Below are 17678 nucleotides of genomic sequence, written 5' to 3'. Positions count from 1 at the left end.
CGACGCTGGCGGCCGTGCTCCGGGCGTGGAACCTCGCCGGTACGGCTGTCGCGGTGGTGCTGTGCACCACCGGCTACTACCTGCTGCCGGTCGGCGAGCGCGGTCTGCGGGGCACGGTGTGGGCGGTGGCCGTCTTCGCGATCGGGCTGGCCGTCGTCGCGGGCCTGATCTTCTTCCAGGTCCGCGGGTACCGCACCGGGCGCACGTCGATCGCCTGGGTGGTGGCGGCCTTCTACCTGGCGGTGCTGTTCTTCGCGGCCGTCTACTACGCCATGTCCGTCCACGTCCCGGGCGCGCTGCCGGGCCTGAGCACCAAGACCGATGCCTTGTACTTCTCCCTGACCATCACGGGCACGGTCGGCTTCGGCGACATCCACCCCGAGACCCAGCCTGCCAGGGCGCTGGTCGCGATCCACATCGCGTTCAACATCGCCTACCTGGGCACCGCCGTCTCGGCGCTGCGCCCCACCTTCTCCACGCCCCCAGCCGGGTGACCCCCGACTCCTGACCGGGGCATTCGAATGTCGCGCGAAATTTGACTCCGACGTTCGGGACCCGAATTTCGCGCGAAATTCGAATCCCCCGGGGTCAGGCGAGGCCGAGGTAGCGGCGTTCGTTGAACGATTCGCCCGTGCAGGAGGCGCCGAGGTCGTGGCCGATGCGTTCGATGACGTCGGCGAGTTCCAGCCGGGCCAGCCAGTTCCGGGGGAGGACGGCCGTGCCGTGGCGGGCGCCGAGGATGCTGCCGGTGACGGCCGCCGTGGAGTCGCTGTGGCCGGAGTGGTTGACCGCCAGCCGGATCGCGTCGGCGAACTGCTCGGGCTTGGGCAGCGCGAGCGCGCAGTAGACGCCGATGGCCAGCGCCTCCGGCCCGACCCAGCCCTGACCGAGGCGTTCGATGTTGCCGACGCTCGCGCCGAGCCGGGCCAGCGTGGCGGCCTCGGCGAGGGCGTTGGCGGTCTCGAAGTCCTCGCGCAGCACGCGCCCGGCGGCCTGGTCGACGGCCGCAGGCAACCGCCGCTGCTGCACCGCGACCAGGTGCACGATCAGCGCCAGCGCGCCCGCCGACGACCAGCCGCCGACTCCGCCGTGGGTGAGCGCGGCGCACTGGCAGGCCAGCTGGTAGGCCATCTCGGCGGTGGGGGAGAAGCCGATCGGGGTGCTGCGGTCCAGGCCGCCGCAGCCCTTGGAGGTGTTGCGCGGCCGGTCCGGCGTGCCGAGCTCCGGTTCTTCCAGCGCGCGCAAGCTGGTCAGGCCGGGTGCGCGGCTGACGTAGAGCTCGGGTTCGGCGAGCAGGCCGGTGGCTCCGGGGGCGGGCTTGTCCTCCTGCTGCGTCAGCAGCCAGCGGCGCAGCGCCGCGGCGGTGGATTCGACGGGCCGCCACTGGCCGCCGTTGTTGCCCGTGGTCCACGCGTGCAGGTAGCCCTCGCCGGCGAACAGCGCCATCTGCGTGGCGTCGCCGAGCAGGGCCTGAGGTGCGGGTTCGGTGAGCCCGTCCGGGCCGAACTCGGCGCGGATGTCCTCCAGCGGTGAGTACTCCACGAGGGTGCCGAGCGAGTCGCCGAGGGCGCCGCCCAGCAGGCAGCCCACCGCCCGATCGACCACTGTGGACGTCGTCGGCACGGGTGGTGCTCCTTCCGCGGCGTCCTGCTACGCCACTCGTTCGGGTGATCGACGTAGTCAGACTTTACTTGCCCGTTGTCGCGGGCGGGAGACGTTCACCTGAGACGAAAGCGACGAGCTGATCATTCACCTGGTAATTCGGGCATACTCCATTGGTGTGAGCCTGAAGAACGCGCCGGTCTCAGTCGCGTCTCGGATCGCTACCGTGTGTCGGTCGCAGGCGTAGGGCCGGAAGTCGGAACAGGTGCTTTGAATGACGTCGTACGGGGGGTTGGAGGGGGTCAGCGCGGGCTTCGAGTTCCGCTTGCTGGGCCCGCTCGAAGTGCACCTCGACGGCGTTCCGCTGGAAGTGGGTCGCACGCCGGTGCGGGCGCTGCTCGCCTGCCTGCTGCTGGAGCCCAACCAGGTCGTGCCGATGGACCGGCTGATCGACACCCTGTGGGACGACGAACCACCGGCCAGCGCGCGCACCATCATCCAGGGCTACGTGTCCCGGCTGCGCAAGTTCTTCGGCAGCAGCGGGCCCGAGATCATCACCCGCTCGCCCGGGTACCTGTTGCGCGTCAACGGTGATCGCATCGACGCGCACCGCGCCCGCAGCCTCATCACCCGCGCGCACGGGCTCGAACCCGCCGAACGGTCGCGCCTGCTCACCGAGGCCCTGTCGCTGTGGAACGGGCCGGTGCTGTCCGACATCGCGGGCAGCGGGCTGCACCGGATGGTCGCGCCGAACCTCGACGAGCTCCGGCTGCTGGCGCTGGAGGAGCGCATCGCCGCGGACCTGGAGCTGGGCAAGCACCACCAGCTCATCGCCGAACTGTCCACGCTGGTCGATCAGCACCCGATCCGGGAACGGCTGGCCGGGCAGCTCATGCTGGCCAACTACCGCGCCGGTCACCGGGCCGAAGCGCAGGCCCGCTACCACGAGCTGCGGCACCGGCTGTCCCACGAGCTCGGCATCGACCCCGGCCCCGAGCTGCGCGAGCTCTACGAGAAGCTGCTGCGCGACGACCCGGCGCTGCGCAACCACCCCAGCCGCGCCGAACCGGGGCTCGGCATCCGCCGCCCGGTGCCGGCCGAACTGCCGCCCGCACCAGCCGGATTCGTCGGCCGGACGCTGGAAGTGGCGACGCTGAACGCGATGCTGGAGACCCGCGAGCAGGGCTCCAGCCTGATCACGGTGCTCACCGGCACCGCCGGTGTCGGCAAGAGCGCGCTCGCGCTGACCTGGTCGCACCGGGTCGCCGAGGAGTTCCCCGACGGCCAGCTCTACGCCTCGCTGCGCGGGTTCGACTCCGAGCACCAGCCGCTCACCCCCGGCGAGGCGCTGACCAGCATGCTCAAGACGCTCGGGGTGGCGGCCGACGCGATCCCGGTCGAGCTCGACGACCGCACCGCGCTCTACCGCTCGCTGCTGGCGAAGCGGAAGGTGCTGGTGCTGCTGGACAACGCCCGCGACTCCGACCAGGTGCTGCCGCTGCTGCCGGGCAGCGCCGCCTCGCTGGTCGTGGTCACCAGCAGGCGCCGGCTGGACGGGCTCGTGGTGCGCTCGGGCGCGCGCGTGCTGCCGCTGGAGACGCTGCCCACCGAGACCGCCATCGAACTGCTCGACCGCGCCGGGGTGCCGGGCAAGTCGGCGGCCGAACCCGACGCCGCCGCCGAACTCGCCGAGCTGTGCGGCGGCTTGCCGCTGGCGCTGCGCATCGCCGCCGCCCGGCTGGCCGCCAACCCGGCGCGCGGCGTTTCCGACCTGGTGCACGAGCTCACCGACGAGCGAAACCGGTTGCAGGCGCTGGACATCGACGACGACGCCGACACCAGCGTGCGCCGCGCCTTCGACATCTCCTACCGCAGCCTGCCGCCGGTGCACGCCGAGACCTTCCGGATGCTGGGCCTGATCCCAGGCCAGACCTTCACCGCCAACGCCGTCGCCGCCCTGTGCGGCACCGATCCGGCCTCGGCGCAGCGCAGGCTGCGGGCGCTGGCGCTGGCGCACCTGGTCACCGAGCCGGAACCGGACCGCTTCGGCATGCACGACCTGCTGCGCGCCTACGCCCGCGAACTCCCGGCCGGAGATGCTGGCGAATCCGACGCCGAGGCGCTGCGCAGGTTGCTGCGGCACTACCTGGGCGCCGCCGACCACGCCCGCCGCTTCCTGCGCCCCGCCCGCGACGAGCTCGACTTCTCCGGCGCGAGCGACCACCGCCCGGAGGTCGGCTCCCGCTCGCAGGCGCTGGAGTGGTTCGACGCCGAGTGGCCGAACCTGGTCGCCGCGGTCCGCGCCGCCAAGCTCGCCGGGCTGCACGAGATGGTCTGGCCACTGGCCCGGCTGCAGTTCAACTACCTGATGGTCCGCTGCCCGTGGGAGGACTGGATCCGCATCTACTCCGACGGCGCCGAATCCGCCCGCGCCGTGGCGGACCCGGTCGGCAAGGTGCTCATGTCGGCCGGTCTCGGCGTCGCCTGCGCCCGGTCCGGGCAGCTCGACGAGGCCCTGGCGCACTACGAGGAGTCCTACCGCGTCGCCGTGCAGACCGGCGATTCCGAGCGGCTGGCGATGACGCAGGTCAACCTCTCCAGCGTGCTGTTCCGGCTGCGCCGCTACGAAGAGGCCAAGGTGCACTCCAAGGACGCGCTGAAGGTCTACCGCTCGCTCGGCGACCGCTACTTCGTGGCCGGTGCGCTCAACAACCTCGCGATGGTCGAGCAGGTCAACGGCGAGCTGGAGGCGGCGCTGGAGCACCTGCGGGAGGCCGAGGAGCTGTACCGCGAGGCCGACGACCTGGAAACCCTGGCGATGGTGCTCAACAACTGCGGCGAGGTCAGCATCGACCTCGGCCGCCTCGACGACGGCGAGCGCTTCCACCACGAGGCCCTGGAGGTCGCCCGGCAGTGCGGGTCGGCCGTGCGGCAGGCATCGGCCAACCTCGGGCTCGGCGACGTCGCAAGGCTGCGCGGCGACGCCCCGGTCGCTTGCACCCGCTGGGAGACCGCGCTGTCGATCTTCGAAGCCGAAGGATCTCCGCAGGTCAGAGAGGTCAAGCAGCGCTTGGACGAGGTCGGCCGGCAGGCCGGTTGAGGATCGTTTAGCGCGCGTTTAGCGGATGTGTAGGCCCGGCTGCCAACTTTGATCGTGCGGATCGGTCCGTGCTTGATCCGCGCACGGGCGGCTCTGGGGGAGTCCAAGGGGGGATTGTCGCCCCGGTCGTCCCGCCCGGCCCCGGGGGGCCCCCCCGCGCGGGGGATGCATGGGCATCCGGGGATCCGGGTGTGGGGGTGTGGACGAGCGCTCGGACGGTTCGGGGGAGCCGCCCGAGCGCTCGTTCTTTTTGGGGTTTTAGGTGGTCACCTTGCTTGGCGGTGCGAACCTGAGCGGCGCTGTGGACTCCGCGCGCCACTCCTGATGTATGCCAATACACGGCGTCGCGGCGTGCTCGCCACAGCACCGCTCAGAAATCCCCCGCAGGGGAAAACACAGCGGTGCGAGTTGCTTAGGTGGGTAAAGAGCGAAAGCACCTTCGGTGCTTGCCTGACGTCAGGTGGTGGGGAGCTTCTCCAGGCAGGGGCGCTTCGCTGTGCGGCCGTCCCCGCTGGAGACCCCGCGCAGGCGGCGGCCGATCCAGGGGGCGAGGTACTCGCGGGCCCACTTGATGTCCTCGGACGCTTGCTCCTGCCAGCTGCGCTCGTCCTGGACCGGCCAGGGCTCGTTCCAGTCCTCCGCGGTGGGCAGACCGAGGGATTCGCAGGCGCGCAGCGCGACCCTGCGGTGCCCGTCGGCGGACAGGTGCAGCCGGTCCTCGCACCACGCGCGCGGGTCCTGCAGCACCTGCATCGACCACAGGTCCATCACGTAGCAGTCGTGCTTGTCGGCGATGGAGCGCAGGTGCGAGTTGTAGGTGCCGACCTTGCCGCGCACGTGCTTGAGCACCGGGGTGCGCGCGGTGTCGAAGCCGGTGCCGATCAGCACGTCGGCTCCGGTCGCGCGGATCCGGCCGACCGCGTCGTCGAACAGCGCCGCCACCAGGTCGGGGTCGCTGCCCGGGCGGATGATGTCGTTGCCGCCCGCGGTCAGCGCGACCAGCGAGGGCTTGAGCGCGATGGCGTGCGGCACCTGGTCGGTGACGATCTGGCGGATCAGCTTCCCGCGCACCGCGAGGTTGGCGTAGCGCAGATCCGGGTCGTGCTCGGCGATGTGCGTGGCCAGCCGGTCGGCCCAACCTCGGTAGACGTCGGCTTCGGCAGTGGCATCGGCCAGACCTTCGGTGAAGCTGTCACCCAGCGCGACGAAGCTGTCCCAGCGCCCCGATCCCATTTCGACTCGTCCCTCCTGCTCATCCCACCCGCGTGATGGTGCGAAATCAACAGTGGCCCTCGGGAACGTACCTACGCCACCGAAGGTTCCCGGCAAGTGACAAACGGCACTGGGCAGTCTAGAAATTATGTCCGATTGGTCGGTTGACTTTGCTGAAACGATGCTTTTCCTTGATGTGCGGTGTATCTGCTCGTCACGGGGCCGAGAAGGTGGATCTTGGCGGGAAACACCGATACGGGTGAACGTCAGCTGCTAGTGTCCTTCGGCGGTAACAGAAGTGACAAGGGGGCTCACGATGACGCGATCGCTGCAGGTCACAGCTCGACGCGCGTCCTCTCACAGGACGCCGGAGCAGGTGTTGCGCGCTCCCGCCGTCGTGACCGGTTGATGGGGAACGACGGCATGGGGCATTGCGTCGATTCCGTTGTGACCGCGACTCTGATCGCCGGTCTCCGCAACCGTCCTTTACACCTGGGGGAATCGTGACGGCACCGCAGAATCCGGCGTCCCCGCCGGGGCCGGCGGGCTTCGAGGCGCCGAACCGGCGAGGAGGTCCAGAGCCGGGCGGCAGGCGCCGGGCGGAACCACCGCTGCGCGGCTCGCTGAGCGACGCCGCGCCCGCCGGTCCGCCCGCGCCCCCGCCTGCGCGCCCGGCGCCACCCGCGCAGCGCCCGGGGTACTTCGACGTGCGCGCGGAACTGGCCGCGCTGGCCGGTGAACCGCACCCGTTCGCCTTCTGGCAGCGGGCGGAACAACTCCCCGAGCGCTTCGAGCGGGAGCAGCGCGGATCGGGCGCGGCCGGCCGGCCCGTCGCAGAGCCCGCGCGCCCGTCCACCGGCGGGCTCCCGTCGCTGTCCGGTGACCTCGGCGGCGCCCCCGCGCGACCCGTCGAGATGTCGGGGTCCCTCGCGGAGCCCGACGAGCCGCGCCACGGGCGCCCGGAGGCCGCCAGCCTGAGCGGTTCGCTGCTCCCGCCCGAGAACCACCGTCCCGCACCGGTTCCCCCACCGGAGAGCGGTCCGCAGGTGGGCGACGGCGTGCTGGGCGGTCCGCTGCCCGACGGCCCGCCCAGCGGCCCGGTCCCGCAGCTGCCCGGCGCCCCGGAAGCGGCCCCGCCGGCGCGCCCGCCGATGCCTGAACCACCGGAAGCGCCGGTCGCCGAGCAACCCCCGGCACCGCCGCGCCCGGAGGCCCAGCGCCCCGAGCCCCCGCGGCCGGAACCTCAGCGGCCCGAGCCCCCGCGGCCGGAATCGCAGCACGCGGAGGTTCCGCGGCCTGACGGTCCGCCGCCGAGCCCACCCGCCGGGATGCCCCCGGCCGGCCCGCCGAGCGGGCAGCGCCCGATGGCGCCACCGCCCGGGCCGCCGAGCGGCCCCATGCCGCAGGCCGGACCGCCGCCCGCGCACCAGGCCCCGCCTGGGCCGCAGCCGCCGCACCCGTCGCCGCCCGTGGGAACGCCCGCGCCGCCGAACGGTGGTCAGCAGCAGCCTCCGCCGCGTCCTCAGGGCCCGCCGCCGATGGCGCCCCCGCCGCGTCCGGCCGGGCCACCGCCGGCGCCGCCGCAGGCCGAGCAGCCGGTGGAACCGCCTGCCGCGCAGCAACAACGCCAGCAACCGCCGCCGCGGCCCGAACCGCCGCGCCCGCCGGAGCAGCGCCAGGAGCAGCAGCGTCCGAAGACGCGGACGGTGCGCCCGCCGAAGACCAACGAGCGCGCCGACGGCGGGTTCGGCCCGATGGGCTCGGCCGGTTCCTGGGCGAGCGGGGCGGGGCGTCCCGGCTACGGGCGCAACACTTCGTGGTCGGCGGACGACTTCAAGGAAGAGCGCCGCGACCGCGGCGACGACCTGCGCGCCGGCTCCGGCTACAAGCCGGGTGAGGACGGCAGCGGGGCGGTGCCGCAGTTCCTCATCGAGGCCGACGAGCTGTGGGACGACGATGACGGCGGCAGGCTCGTGGCGCCGCCGGTGATCGGCGAGTCCCCGGCGAGCTTCCGGGACTTCTGACGCCGCGGAACCGCTGGCGAACCGGTCTCCGGGCCGGTTCGCGCCCGGACGCACGACAACGACGCACTGATAACAACGGGTACCGCTAACGCGAAATGTGAGCTGTGATGGTGGAGACGATCACCTTGTCGGCCCCCGCGGTCGATCTGCTCGGTGAGCAGTTGAACCTCACCGTCCGGCAGTACCCGTTCGAGCTGCCCCGCATCGCCGAGCTCCCGGAGGACCGCAACCAGGTCGTCCAGCGGGTCTGGCAGGAGCTGGAGTCCACCGGGCTGGCCCGCAACGGCCGCCCGGAACCCGAGGTCGAGGACGCGCTGTACCTGCTGTGCAGCTCCGAGGTGTCGATCGCGGCGTCCGGGCTGCTCGACGTCCGCGCCGGGCACCGGCTCGCAGCGCGGGTGGTGGCCACCGGCGAGGTCGGCGTGCTCGGCGTCTTCGACGGCCGGGGCATGCGGATGACGTTCCTGCCGCCCAGCAACCTGCCGCGCACCGCCGCCGAGCTGCTGCCGGACGCCCCGGTGGGCGCCGGGACCGCGCTGCGCGCGGTCGCCGACCGGCGCGGCGGCATGCCCGCCGACGCCGACATCGAGGGCCTGCCGGAGCTGCGCGCGGTGACGTCGAGGCCCAAGTTCCGCTTCGGCCACTACGTCGTCGCGGGTGCCCGGCGGGCGCGCGTGCCCAACCTCATCTGGTTCGACACCGACCAGGGCCGCTACGCGATGCGGGGCGAGCGGGTCGACGGCCAGGACGCGGTGGCCTGCCAGCCCGCCGACAAGCCCACGATCGCCGCTGAGATCGCCACCCTGGTGGAACGCGCCCGCCACCTCGGGTAGAGCTGGAGCCCGGGATCGGACATTTTGGTTCGGCCAGAACTTAGGGCAGGCTTAGTGGCGTGACGCAGGAGACGGACATCGAGCGGGACGATCGCGATTCGTTCATGCAGTTGCTCGGCGGTCGCGGCAGCGCGATCGACGCGAGCCTGCCGCCCATCGCCTTCGGCGCGGGCTGGTTCTTCGGCGGCGAGTCGATCGTCATCGGCGGAACGGCGGCCGTGGTGGTCGGCGCCGTCCTCGGCGGCTACCGCCTCCACAAGGGCGCCCGCCCGCTGGCCGTCCTGATCAGCCTGCTGGCGGTGATGCTGGGAGCGCTCATCGCGCTCCGCACCGGCGACGCCGCCGACTTCTTCCTGCCCCGCCTGGCCAGCAACGCGCTGAGCGCGCTGGCCTGGATGACCAGCATCGCGATCCGCTGGCCGCTGCTCGGCGTGGTCGTCGGCGTCGCGCTGGGCCAGGGCCGCAAGTGGCGGCACGATCCTGACCTGCTGCGCGGCTACAGCCGGGCCAGCTGGGTGTGGGTCGGTCAGTACGCGGTGCGGTTGCTGGTGTTCATCCCGCTGTGGCTGGCCGGGGCGACCGGTCCGCTGACCATCGCCCAGGTCGTGCTGACCTGGCCGCTGGTGGCGGTGTGCGTCGCGGTGAGCTGGTGGGTGCTGCGCCGCTCGCTGCCCGACGACCACCCGGGCATGCGCCACCCGAGGGAACCCGCGATGTGACACCTCCGGGACGCGGGCGCACAATGCGCTCATGTCTCTCGGCAGCGTGATCACCGCGATCGTGACCCCGTTCGACGACCGGCAGAAGGTCGACGAAGAAGCGTTCCTGGCCCTGTACCGGCATCTGCTGGCGCACGGTTCCGACGGCGTGGTGGTGTGCGGCACCACCGGTGAGGCGCCGACGCTGTCGGACGCCGAGCACCTGCGGCTGGTCGAGCTGGCCGTCGGGGAGCGGCCCGAGGGCACCACCGTGATCGCCTCGACCGGCTCGAACAACACCGCGCACGCCTGCTGGATGACCGAGCGCGCCACCGAGATCGGCGCCGACGGCATCCTGTCGGTGACGCCGTACTACAACAAGCCGAACCGGCGCGGCCTGGTCCGGCACTTCACCGAGATCGGCAAGGCCACCGACAAGCCCGTGGTGCTCTACAACGTCCCGTCGCGCATCGGTCTGTCACTGGACAACGAGCTGCTGGCCGAGCTCGGGCAGATCGACAACCTCGACTACGTCAAGCAGGCCGACAACGACGCGCTCGCCCAGATCGACGGCCTCGGCCTGTACGCGGGCAACGACGACGGCTTCGCCCAGGCCCTCGACCTCGGCGCCGTCGGCGGCATCCTGGTGGCCAGCCACCTCGTCGGCCCGCAGATGAAGCAGATGGTCACCGAACCCGCCCGCCGCGCCGAGATCGACGCCGCGCTCAAGCCGCTCTACTCGGCCTTGGGCGTCACGACCAACCCCATCCCGGTCAAGGCGGCCCTCAACCTCCTCGGCCACGAGGTCGGCGCCCCGCGCCTGCCCCTGGTCGAACCGGACGACTCCGAACTCCAGGTCATCCGGAAGGCCCTCACCGACCTCGGCCTCCTCTGACCCCACCCGACCTCGCCCCCATCAGCGAAAACCCCGGTACTCGCCCCTCCGGGGCCCGGGTAACCCGCACCGTCAACCCGGATTACCGCCGTATTCGGGGACCTGATTACCGGAGTATTCGGGGTCCTGCCGGATTACCGCCGTAATCAGGGGCCTGATTACCGGGGTAATCCGGTCAGGTCCGGGTGAGGAGGGTTTTGTGGAGGGTGTTGGGGTCTTGGGTGAGGGGGAGGGCGGCCAGCCAGGCCGCTGCTGCCGCGCCTGGGCCTGCGGTATGGGGCTCGGGCCAGGAGCGGGCTTCGAGTTCGGCCCGGAGGGCCTGGCCGACGCGGTTGTCCGGGGCGAGGAGGCCGCCGGCGAGGACGACCGGGGAATCCGGGCCGGGCCGGGCCGTCGCGGCGGTGTCGGCGAGCAGGACCGCGGCGCGGTGCACGATGTCCTCGGCCGCGTCGTCCTCGGCGGAGGTGACCAGTGGCGCGAGTTCGGCGAGGTGGATCGGTCTGCTCGCGTTGGCCGCGGTGATCAGCGCCTTGCGCTCCGGCGGCACGCCCAGGTGGGCGCACACCGCTTGGGCCAGGCCCTCGACGACGGCACCGCGCTCCAGCGCGCGCAGCGTGGCGCGGACGGCCTCGCGGCCCAGCCAGTAGGCCGAGCCCTCGTCACCCAGCAGCCACCCCCAACCGCCGATGGTGGCGGTGGTGCGGTGGTCCTCGATGCGCTCGGCGACCGCGCCCGTCCCGGCGATCAGCGCGGTTCCCCTCGGCTCCGGGGTCCCGGCGGCGAAGGCCACCACGCCGTCGCTGACCGGAGTCGTCGCGCAACCCAGCCCGAGCCGGGCCCACTCGGCGCGGAAGTGCTCGCCGAACGCGGGATCGGCCATCTTGCTCACCCCGGCCATGCCGAGCACGCAGCCGCGCACCGCCGCCGGATCGTGCCCGGCCAGCGCGTCCGCGGCCGCGCTCGCCATCTGCGCGACGGCGTCGGGCGCGGGATGTGAGTTCGGGTTGCCACCGGCGGCTTCGCCGGTGCCCAGCACCCGGCCGGTCAGATCGCTGACCAGGGCGCGGCTGCTGGTTCCGCCGACGTCCAGGCCGAGGACGAGGGGCGTGTCATCACCGTGCATGCGTTCTTTGTACTCTCGCGCGGCCCGCTCGGCGGGCGCCACGACGGGAAGTGGCCAAGTCAAGGCCTGGTCTCCGGAGTGGTGAGCCGCTATACATCGAGACGTCGTTTCATCGGTCGGGGAGAGAAGAGAACATGGGCGACGCCTGTAGGAGCGCCTGCCGCGTTCGGTCTGATGTGGACATTCGCGGAGGCGCTCGATGACCGTGGACACCCACCATCACCTGTGGGATCTCGACGTCCGCGACCAGCCTTGGATGACCGGCTCGGAGCTGGACCCGCTGCGCTGCGACTTCCGCCCGGCGGACCTGCAGGCCGCGGTGCGCGGCACCTCGGTGGACGCGACCGTGCTGGTGCAGACGGTCTCCGACCCGGACGAGACGCCCGAGATGCTGGTGCTGGCCGAAACGGTCGACCGCATCGCCGCCGTCGTCGGCTGGGTCGACCTGACCGCGAAGGACGCCCGCGAGCAGATCGGCCGGCTGCAGACGCACCCGTCCGGCGGCTGGCTGCGGGGGATCCGCCACCAGGTCGAGGACGAGCCCGACCCGGACTGGCTGATCCGGCCGGACGTGCTGACCGGGCTCGGTTCGGTGGAGGACGCCGGGCTGCTCTACGAGCTGCTGGTCCGCCCGCACCAGCTGCCCGCCGCGATCAAGGCGGTCGGTCAGTTCCCGCAGCTGACGTTCGTGCTGGACCACTGCGCGAAACCGGCGGTGGCCGAGGGCGAGCTGGAGCCGTGGGCGAGCCGGATCCGCGCGCTGGCCGCGCACCCCAACGTCGTCTGCAAGCTGTCCGGCCTGGTCACCCAGGACGACTGGGCGGCCCAGCCGGACCCGTCCCGGCTCCGCGCCTACACCGACGTGGTCCTGGAGGCGTTCGGCCCGAGCCGGGTGATGTTCGGCTCCGACTGGCCGGTCTGCCTGCTCGCCGCCTCCTACACCGAGGTCCTCGGGGTCGCCAAGGACCTCACCGCGGGCCTCAGCGGCACCGAGCGGGCCGCGATCTTCGACACCACCGCCCGCGAGATCTACAACCTCTGATCGGTGGCGAAGTCCCGCGGGAACTCCGCCACCGGTCAGGGCGACCGCGGTTTCAGCGGGCTCCTCAGGTCGTCTTGGTGACCTTCTGCAGGCCGCGCGGGTTGTCGGGGTCGATTCCCCTGGCCAGGGCCAGGCCGAGGGCGAGCTGCTGGGCGGGCAGGATCTCCAGCACCGGTGCGACCTCCTCGGCCGTTTCCGGGACCGGGATCCGGTGCGTGGCAGGCGTTTTCGCCGACGCCGAGCCGATCGCGCAGATGTCGGCGCCGCGCCCGTGCACCGCCTCGATGACCTCGCGCGTCGACTCGCCGCCCGGTCCCGCGCTGCACAGCGCGAGCACGGCGGTCTCGGCGTCGATGGCGGCGACCGGCCCGTGCAGCAGGTCGGCGCCGCTGTAGGAGCGGGCCGACAGGTAGCTGGTCTCGGCGAGCTTCAGCGCGGTCTCGTGCGCGCTGGCCAGCGAGTAGCCGCGCCCGGTGGTCACCATGCGACCCGCGAAGCGGTACCGCTGGACCGCTTCCTCGACGGCGTCCCGCGCGCCCGTCAGAGTGGTGGCCGCCAGGTCCGGCAGCGCGCGGGCGTGCGCGCCGTCCCCACCGCGAATGGCATCGATGAGCAGGTACAACGCCAGCAGCGTGGCGCTGTAGGTCTTGGTCGCGGCGACCGCCTGCTCCTTCCCGGCGCGGATGGTCAGCGACAGCTCGGCGACCTCGGCCAGCGGGGAGTCGGCGGTGTTGGTGACCGCGACGGTCAGCGCGCCGCGCGCCCGGCCGGACTCGGTGACCGCGACGAGGTCGGGGGAGCCGCCGCTCTGACTGACCGTCACCAGCAGCACGTCGGTCAGGTCGGGCTGAGCGCCGTAGAGCGTGGTGGTCGACGGCGAGGTCAGACCGACGGGCAGTTGCAGCAGCACCTCGATGAGGTACTTGGCGTAGAGCGCGGCGTGGTCGCTGGAGCCGCGCGCGGCGAGCAGCGCGAACCGCGGGCGTCGTTCGGCGACGACTGCCGCGACCTCGGCGAACTGCTCGCGCGCGGCCAGCAGGTCCGCGAAGATCGCGGGCTGCTGCCCGATCTCGTCCTTCATGTGCGTGCCGGGGGTGCCGGACATCTCGGGCCCATCCCTTCCATAAGGTCCAGACCAATTATACCCGGTCCGGAACCGCGGAGCACCTTCGTTCGTCCGATGGTCGGCTTCACCGCGACCGCGAGCGCGTCACGGATTGTGGTGAGCGACACTCATTGTCAACAGGAATCGGCGTTAGTGTGCTCGCACACCAAAGTCTGAATTGATCAGCGCGCACGATCTGCCGGAGACGCGTTCCGCGTGGCCGCGCGGTCGGGCATGCTCGGTGGTCAGGCTGCGGCGGGTAGGAGGAACGATGCTCGACACGACCGTGTCCGGCGGGGCGGATTCGCAGGGACGCGCGCCACGGGAACCCAAGTACTGGGGGCTCAAGCAGCACCTGCTGGACCTGCTGCGATCGATGCCGCCCGGTTCGCCGATCCCGACCGAGCGCTCGCTGGCATCGGAGTTCGACGTCTCCCGCACCACGGTCCGCCAGGCGCTGGCCGAGCTGACCGTGGAGGGCCGGCTGCTGCGCGTGCAGGGCAAGGGCACCTTCGCCGCCAAGCCGAAGGTCGCCCAGCGACTGCAGCTGTCCTCCTACACCGAGGACATGCGCGCCCAGGGCAGGCAGCCCACCTCCCGGCTGCTGGAGGTCGTCGAGGAGGCCGCCGACGAGGAGCTGGCGGTGCTGCTGGGCACCAAGGCGGGTTCCGCCGTGCTGCGCTTGCGCCGGCTGCGCCTGGCCGACGCCGAGCCGATGGCCATCGAGACCACGCACCTGCCGCTGACCCGCTTCCGGGGGCTGACCGCCAGGCTGGAGTCCGGCGGCTCGCTGTACCAGGTGCTGCGGGAGACCTTCGACGTCGAGCTCGGGCACGCCGAGGAGACCATCGAGACCGCGCTTGCCAGCCCGGAGGAGGCCGAGCTGCTCGGCTCCGACGTCGGCCTGCCGATGCTGCTGCTGTCCCGGCACTCCTTCGACACCGAGGGCCGCCCGGTCGAATGGGTCCGCTCCATCTACCGCGGCGACCGGTACAAGTTCGTCGCGCGGCTGAATCCGCCGGCCTGATTCCAGTGGCACCGTTTTTCGTTACACATCGTGGGAGTACTCACGAAAGAGGTGGGTGGGGAGAAATCCGGCCCGGCACGCGCGTTGGGTGTTGCAGAGTGAGTGCCTCCAATTGCGTGTGTGAGGGAAATGGCGAGGGGCGGAGCGGTTTCGGCTGACGATCAGCCGGAGAAGCAGAGCGAGAAGAAGACGCAGGTGTCGCCGGCCCAGGTCGGTGGCGCGGCGTTGGCGTCGGTGACGGCGGCGTTCCTGGGTTCGCGGCTGGGGGTCGCCGGAACCGTCGTGGGCGCGGGTCTGACCAGCGTGATCATCACGGTGGGCGGCGCGCTGTACCAGCGGTCGATCGAGAAGACCAGGGAGAAGGCGACGGTCGCCGCCGCTAAGGCCGCTGAGCTGCGGAAACGTCGCACCCAGCTGGGGCATCCGATGCCCGGGCAGATCTTCGGCACCGAGGAGGCGACGCGGAAGCTGGAGGTCACCGGCCTGCAGTGGCCCGGTGGCGAGGCCGTCGAGGAACCGGCCACCGAGCTGATCGACGCCCGGACCGTGCTCTCCCCGCCGGTGCCGCGTCGCAGGTGGGGGCGCTGGGCGCTGGTCGGCGCGACCTGCGCGGCGGTGTTCGCGGTGAGCATGCTGCTGGTCACGGGTTTCGAAGGCGTCACCGGCCGCCCGCTCTCCGGCGGCGACGGCACCACGCTCGGTCAGGTGCTGCAGCCCGCGCCGCGGGCTCCGGTCAAGACCGAGCGGCCCGAGCCCACGACCAGCGAACCGACTCCGGTTCGCGAAGCGCCGTCGACGGAACCATCCGCTCCGCCGAGCACCAGCGAGCAGCCCGCGCCGAGCGCGCCGCCGACGACGCAGCCGACCGAAACCGCTTCTCCCCCAGCGGAATCCTCGACGACGCAACCGGCTCCCGAGTCGGCGGTTCCGGGACTGCCGCTCGGATAAGTGCGAAAAATGGTGAAATGATCGTCATTCCAGAGTTGATCAGCGAGCAATGGGAGTTGTATTGCGCACATTGCGCTAAAAGCTGGATGTGATTTCCCTGAGGGAATCTGATACTGGACCGGCGACGGGGCCTTGAGAGATCAGGTCACTACAAGGGAGACACGAGATGAAACGTAGACTCGCGGCTCGCATTGCCGGGGCCGTTCTGGTCACCGCGGGCACGGTCGCCGCGCTGACCGTGCCTGCCACCGCTACCGCACCCACCGCAGCCCCGGTGGCGGGTACGCTGCTGGAGGCGATGCAGCGCGACCTCGGCCTCACCGAGCAGCAGGCCCTCGACCGGCTCCAGCTCGAATCCGCCGCCCAGCGCACCGAGAGCAACCTGCGCGGCGCGTTAGCCGACTCCTTCGGCGGTGCCCACTTCGACTCCGCGACCGGCAAGCTCGTGGTCGGCGTGACCGACGCCGCCCGCTCCGAGCAGGTCCGCGCCGCCGGCGCCGAGGTCCGCCAGGTCGCCTTCAGCGCCAAGCAGCTCAGCGGCGTCGTCGACGGCCTCAACGCGAGCAAGGCGCAGGCGCCGAAGAGCGTCACCGGCTGGTACGCCAGCAGCAAGCAGAACGCCGTCGTCGTCACCGTCAAGCCCGGTGCCGCCGCCGAGGCCGCGCAGTTCGCGCAGGCCACCGGTGCGCCGGCCGGCGCGGTGCAGGTCGTCGAGTCGCAGGAGCAGCCCAAGACGCTGATGGACGTGGTCGGCGGCAACGCCTACTACATCGGCAGCGGCGCCCGCTGCTCCGTCGGCTTCGCCGTCGACGGCGGTTTCGTCTCCGCGGGCCACTGCGGCGGCGCCGGTGACACCACCACCGAGCCCAGCGGCACCTTCGAGGGCTCGTCCTTCCCCGGTGACGACTACTCCTACATCTCCGTCGGCCCCGACGACACCCCGCAGCCCGCCGTGAACAACTACAGCGGCGGCACCCAGGCCGTGGCCGGTTCCACCGAGGCCGCCGAGGGCGCGTCGATCTGCCGCTCCGGCTCCACCACCGGCTGGCACTGCGGCACGGTCCAGGCCAAGAACCAGTCCGTGCAGTACGAGCAGGGCACGGTCGAGGGCCTGACCCGCACCGACGTCTGCGCCGAGCCGGGCGACTCCGGTGGCTCGTTCATCTCCGGTGACCAGGCTCAGGGCATGACCTCGGGTGGCTCGGGCGACTGCACCAGCGGTGGCACGACCTACTTCCAGCCCGTCGGCGAAGCGCTGTCGGCCTACGGCGTCTCCCTGCTGACCCAGTGACCGGTTCGGGAGTTCCCAGCTGAAACCGCGCGACCCCCGGGACCAGCTCCCGGGGGTCGTTCGCGTTCGGATCAGGGGAGGCGGGAGCGCAGGTCCCGGGCCGCGGCCGCGGGGTCCTCGGCGTCGGTGATCGCGCGGACCACCACGATGCGCTCGGCACCGGCCTTGACGGCCTCGTCGACGTTGTCCGGGCCGATGCCGCCGATGGCGAACCACGGACGGCCGTGCCCCCGGTGCTCGGCGGCGTGCTGGACCAGCTCGACGCCCGCGGCCGGACGTCCGGGCTTGGTCGGCGTCGTCCACACCGGGCCTGTGCAGAAGTAGTCGACGCCCGGTTCGGTGGCAGCGGAGTCGGCCTGGGCGATGTCGTGCGTGGACCGGCCGACCACCACGTGGTCGCCGACGACGCGGCGGGCGACGTCCACCGGCAGGTCGTCCTGCCCCAGGTGCAGCACGTCGGCCTCGGCGGCCATCGCGACGTCCGCGCGGTCGTTGACCGCCAGCAGGGCGCCGTGCCGGACGCACGCCTCGGCCAGCACCTCCAGCGCGGCGAGCTCCTGGCGGGCCTCCAGCGGAGCGCCGTTCGGGCTCTTGTCCCGCAGCTGGATGATGTCGACACCACCCGCCAGGGCCGCGTCGGCGAACTCCGCGAGATCACCTCGCTCGCTGCGGGCGTCGGTGCACAGGTACAACTTCGCCTCGCCGAGGCGGGCGCGAATGCCGAAGCCGTCCAATCCAGGCATGCCCTCCAGCCTAGCCCGCAGATTCGCCGACCAGC

15 protein-coding genes are annotated in these 17678 nt (G+C 72.0%); 10 read left to right on the top strand and 5 right to left on the bottom strand.

The features are described 5' to 3' along the window. The first annotated feature begins 14 nt into the window (after window positions 1-14). Window positions 15-494 carry an ion channel gene (locus tag R4I43_RS18190; protein WP_324266832.1) on the top strand — a complete coding sequence of 160 codons (480 nt, stop codon included), beginning with the start codon at window positions 15-17 and terminating at the stop codon, window positions 492-494. A gap of 94 nt (window positions 495-588) precedes the next feature. On the opposite strand, the gene R4I43_RS18185 is transcribed toward R4I43_RS18190, so the two are convergent. Beyond that, window positions 589-1623, bottom strand: a complete 1035-nt coding sequence (locus tag R4I43_RS18185) for an ADP-ribosylglycohydrolase family protein (RefSeq protein WP_324266831.1) — start codon at window positions 1621-1623, stop codon at window positions 589-591. A 253-nt stretch (window positions 1624-1876) separates the two neighbouring features. Here R4I43_RS18185 and R4I43_RS18180 point away from each other — a divergent pair, with 253 nt between their 5' ends. Further along, window positions 1877-4702 (top strand): AfsR/SARP family transcriptional regulator, encoded by a 2826-nt coding sequence (locus tag R4I43_RS18180; protein WP_324266830.1) that lies wholly within the window; start codon window positions 1877-1879, stop codon window positions 4700-4702. 456 nt (window positions 4703-5158) lie between these two features. Here the strand turns inward: R4I43_RS18180 and R4I43_RS18175 are convergent, their stop codons facing one another. Continuing rightward, window positions 5159-5935, bottom strand: coding sequence for an SGNH/GDSL hydrolase family protein (locus tag R4I43_RS18175; RefSeq protein WP_324266829.1), 777 nt, complete (start codon window positions 5933-5935; stop codon window positions 5159-5161). Between the two features lie 482 nt (window positions 5936-6417). Between R4I43_RS18175 and R4I43_RS18170 the strand changes: the two genes are divergently transcribed. The 4 genes from R4I43_RS18170 to dapA all read left to right on the top strand — a co-directional run bounded on the left by R4I43_RS18170 (window position 6418) and on the right by dapA (window position 10364). Then, complete coding sequence (locus tag R4I43_RS18170) at window positions 6418-7938, top strand: hypothetical protein (RefSeq protein ID WP_324266828.1); 1521 nt, start codon at window positions 6418-6420, stop codon at window positions 7936-7938. A 107-nt stretch (window positions 7939-8045) separates the two neighbouring features. After that, window positions 8046-8771, top strand: a complete 726-nt coding sequence (locus tag R4I43_RS18165) for an ESX secretion-associated protein EspG (protein ID WP_324266827.1) — start codon at window positions 8046-8048, stop codon at window positions 8769-8771. Window positions 8772-8830: 59 nt separating this feature from the next. Then, window positions 8831-9490: a DUF3159 domain-containing protein gene (locus tag R4I43_RS18160; protein ID WP_324266826.1), complete on the top strand. Its 660-nt coding sequence runs from the start codon at window positions 8831-8833 to the stop codon at window positions 9488-9490. 31 nt (window positions 9491-9521) lie between these two features. Beyond that, entirely contained in the window at window positions 9522-10364 is an 843-nt protein-coding gene (gene dapA, locus R4I43_RS18155; protein WP_324266825.1) for a 4-hydroxy-tetrahydrodipicolinate synthase, read from the top strand. Between the two features lie 175 nt (window positions 10365-10539). On the opposite strand, the gene R4I43_RS18150 is transcribed toward dapA, so the two are convergent. Further along, window positions 10540-11487: an N-acetylglucosamine kinase gene (locus R4I43_RS18150; protein ID WP_324266824.1), complete on the bottom strand. Its 948-nt coding sequence runs from the start codon at window positions 11485-11487 to the stop codon at window positions 10540-10542. Window positions 11488-11686: 199 nt separating this feature from the next. On the opposite strand from R4I43_RS18150, the gene R4I43_RS18145 reads away from it, so the two are divergent. Then, the gene (locus R4I43_RS18145; protein WP_324266823.1) at window positions 11687-12529 is read left to right on the top strand and encodes an amidohydrolase family protein; all 843 of its coding nucleotides are present in this window, start codon (window positions 11687-11689) and stop codon (window positions 12527-12529) included. Between the two features lie 64 nt (window positions 12530-12593). Here the strand turns inward: R4I43_RS18145 and R4I43_RS18140 are convergent, their stop codons facing one another. Beyond that, complete coding sequence (locus R4I43_RS18140; protein ID WP_324266822.1) at window positions 12594-13634, bottom strand: SIS domain-containing protein; 1041 nt, start codon at window positions 13632-13634, stop codon at window positions 12594-12596. A gap of 271 nt (window positions 13635-13905) precedes the next feature. Here R4I43_RS18140 and R4I43_RS18135 point away from each other — a divergent pair, with 271 nt between their 5' ends. From R4I43_RS18135 to R4I43_RS18125, 3 genes are all read left to right on the top strand, one after another. Then, window positions 13906-14661 (top strand): GntR family transcriptional regulator, encoded by a 756-nt coding sequence (locus R4I43_RS18135; protein ID WP_324266821.1) that lies wholly within the window; start codon window positions 13906-13908, stop codon window positions 14659-14661. A gap of 195 nt (window positions 14662-14856) precedes the next feature. Further along, on the top strand, window positions 14857-15609 hold the full coding sequence (locus R4I43_RS18130; RefSeq protein WP_324266820.1) for a hypothetical protein: 753 nt from the start codon (window positions 14857-14859) through the stop codon (window positions 15607-15609). Window positions 15610-15775: 166 nt separating this feature from the next. Further along, window positions 15776-16900, top strand: a complete 1125-nt coding sequence (locus R4I43_RS18125) for a S1 family peptidase (RefSeq protein WP_324266819.1) — start codon at window positions 15776-15778, stop codon at window positions 16898-16900. 71 nt (window positions 16901-16971) lie between these two features. Here R4I43_RS18125 and thiE read toward each other — a convergent pair whose 3' ends face one another. After that, window positions 16972-17643 (bottom strand): thiamine phosphate synthase, encoded by a 672-nt coding sequence (thiE, locus tag R4I43_RS18120; protein WP_324266818.1) that lies wholly within the window; start codon window positions 17641-17643, stop codon window positions 16972-16974. Window positions 17644-17678 lie beyond the last annotated feature (35 nt).

This window comes from Saccharopolyspora mangrovi, from assembly GCF_035320975.1.
In the GTDB taxonomy this organism is placed as follows: Bacteria; Actinomycetota; Actinomycetes; order Mycobacteriales; family Pseudonocardiaceae; genus Saccharopolyspora; species Saccharopolyspora mangrovi.
This window is presented reverse-complemented; position numbering and strand designations above follow the sequence as displayed.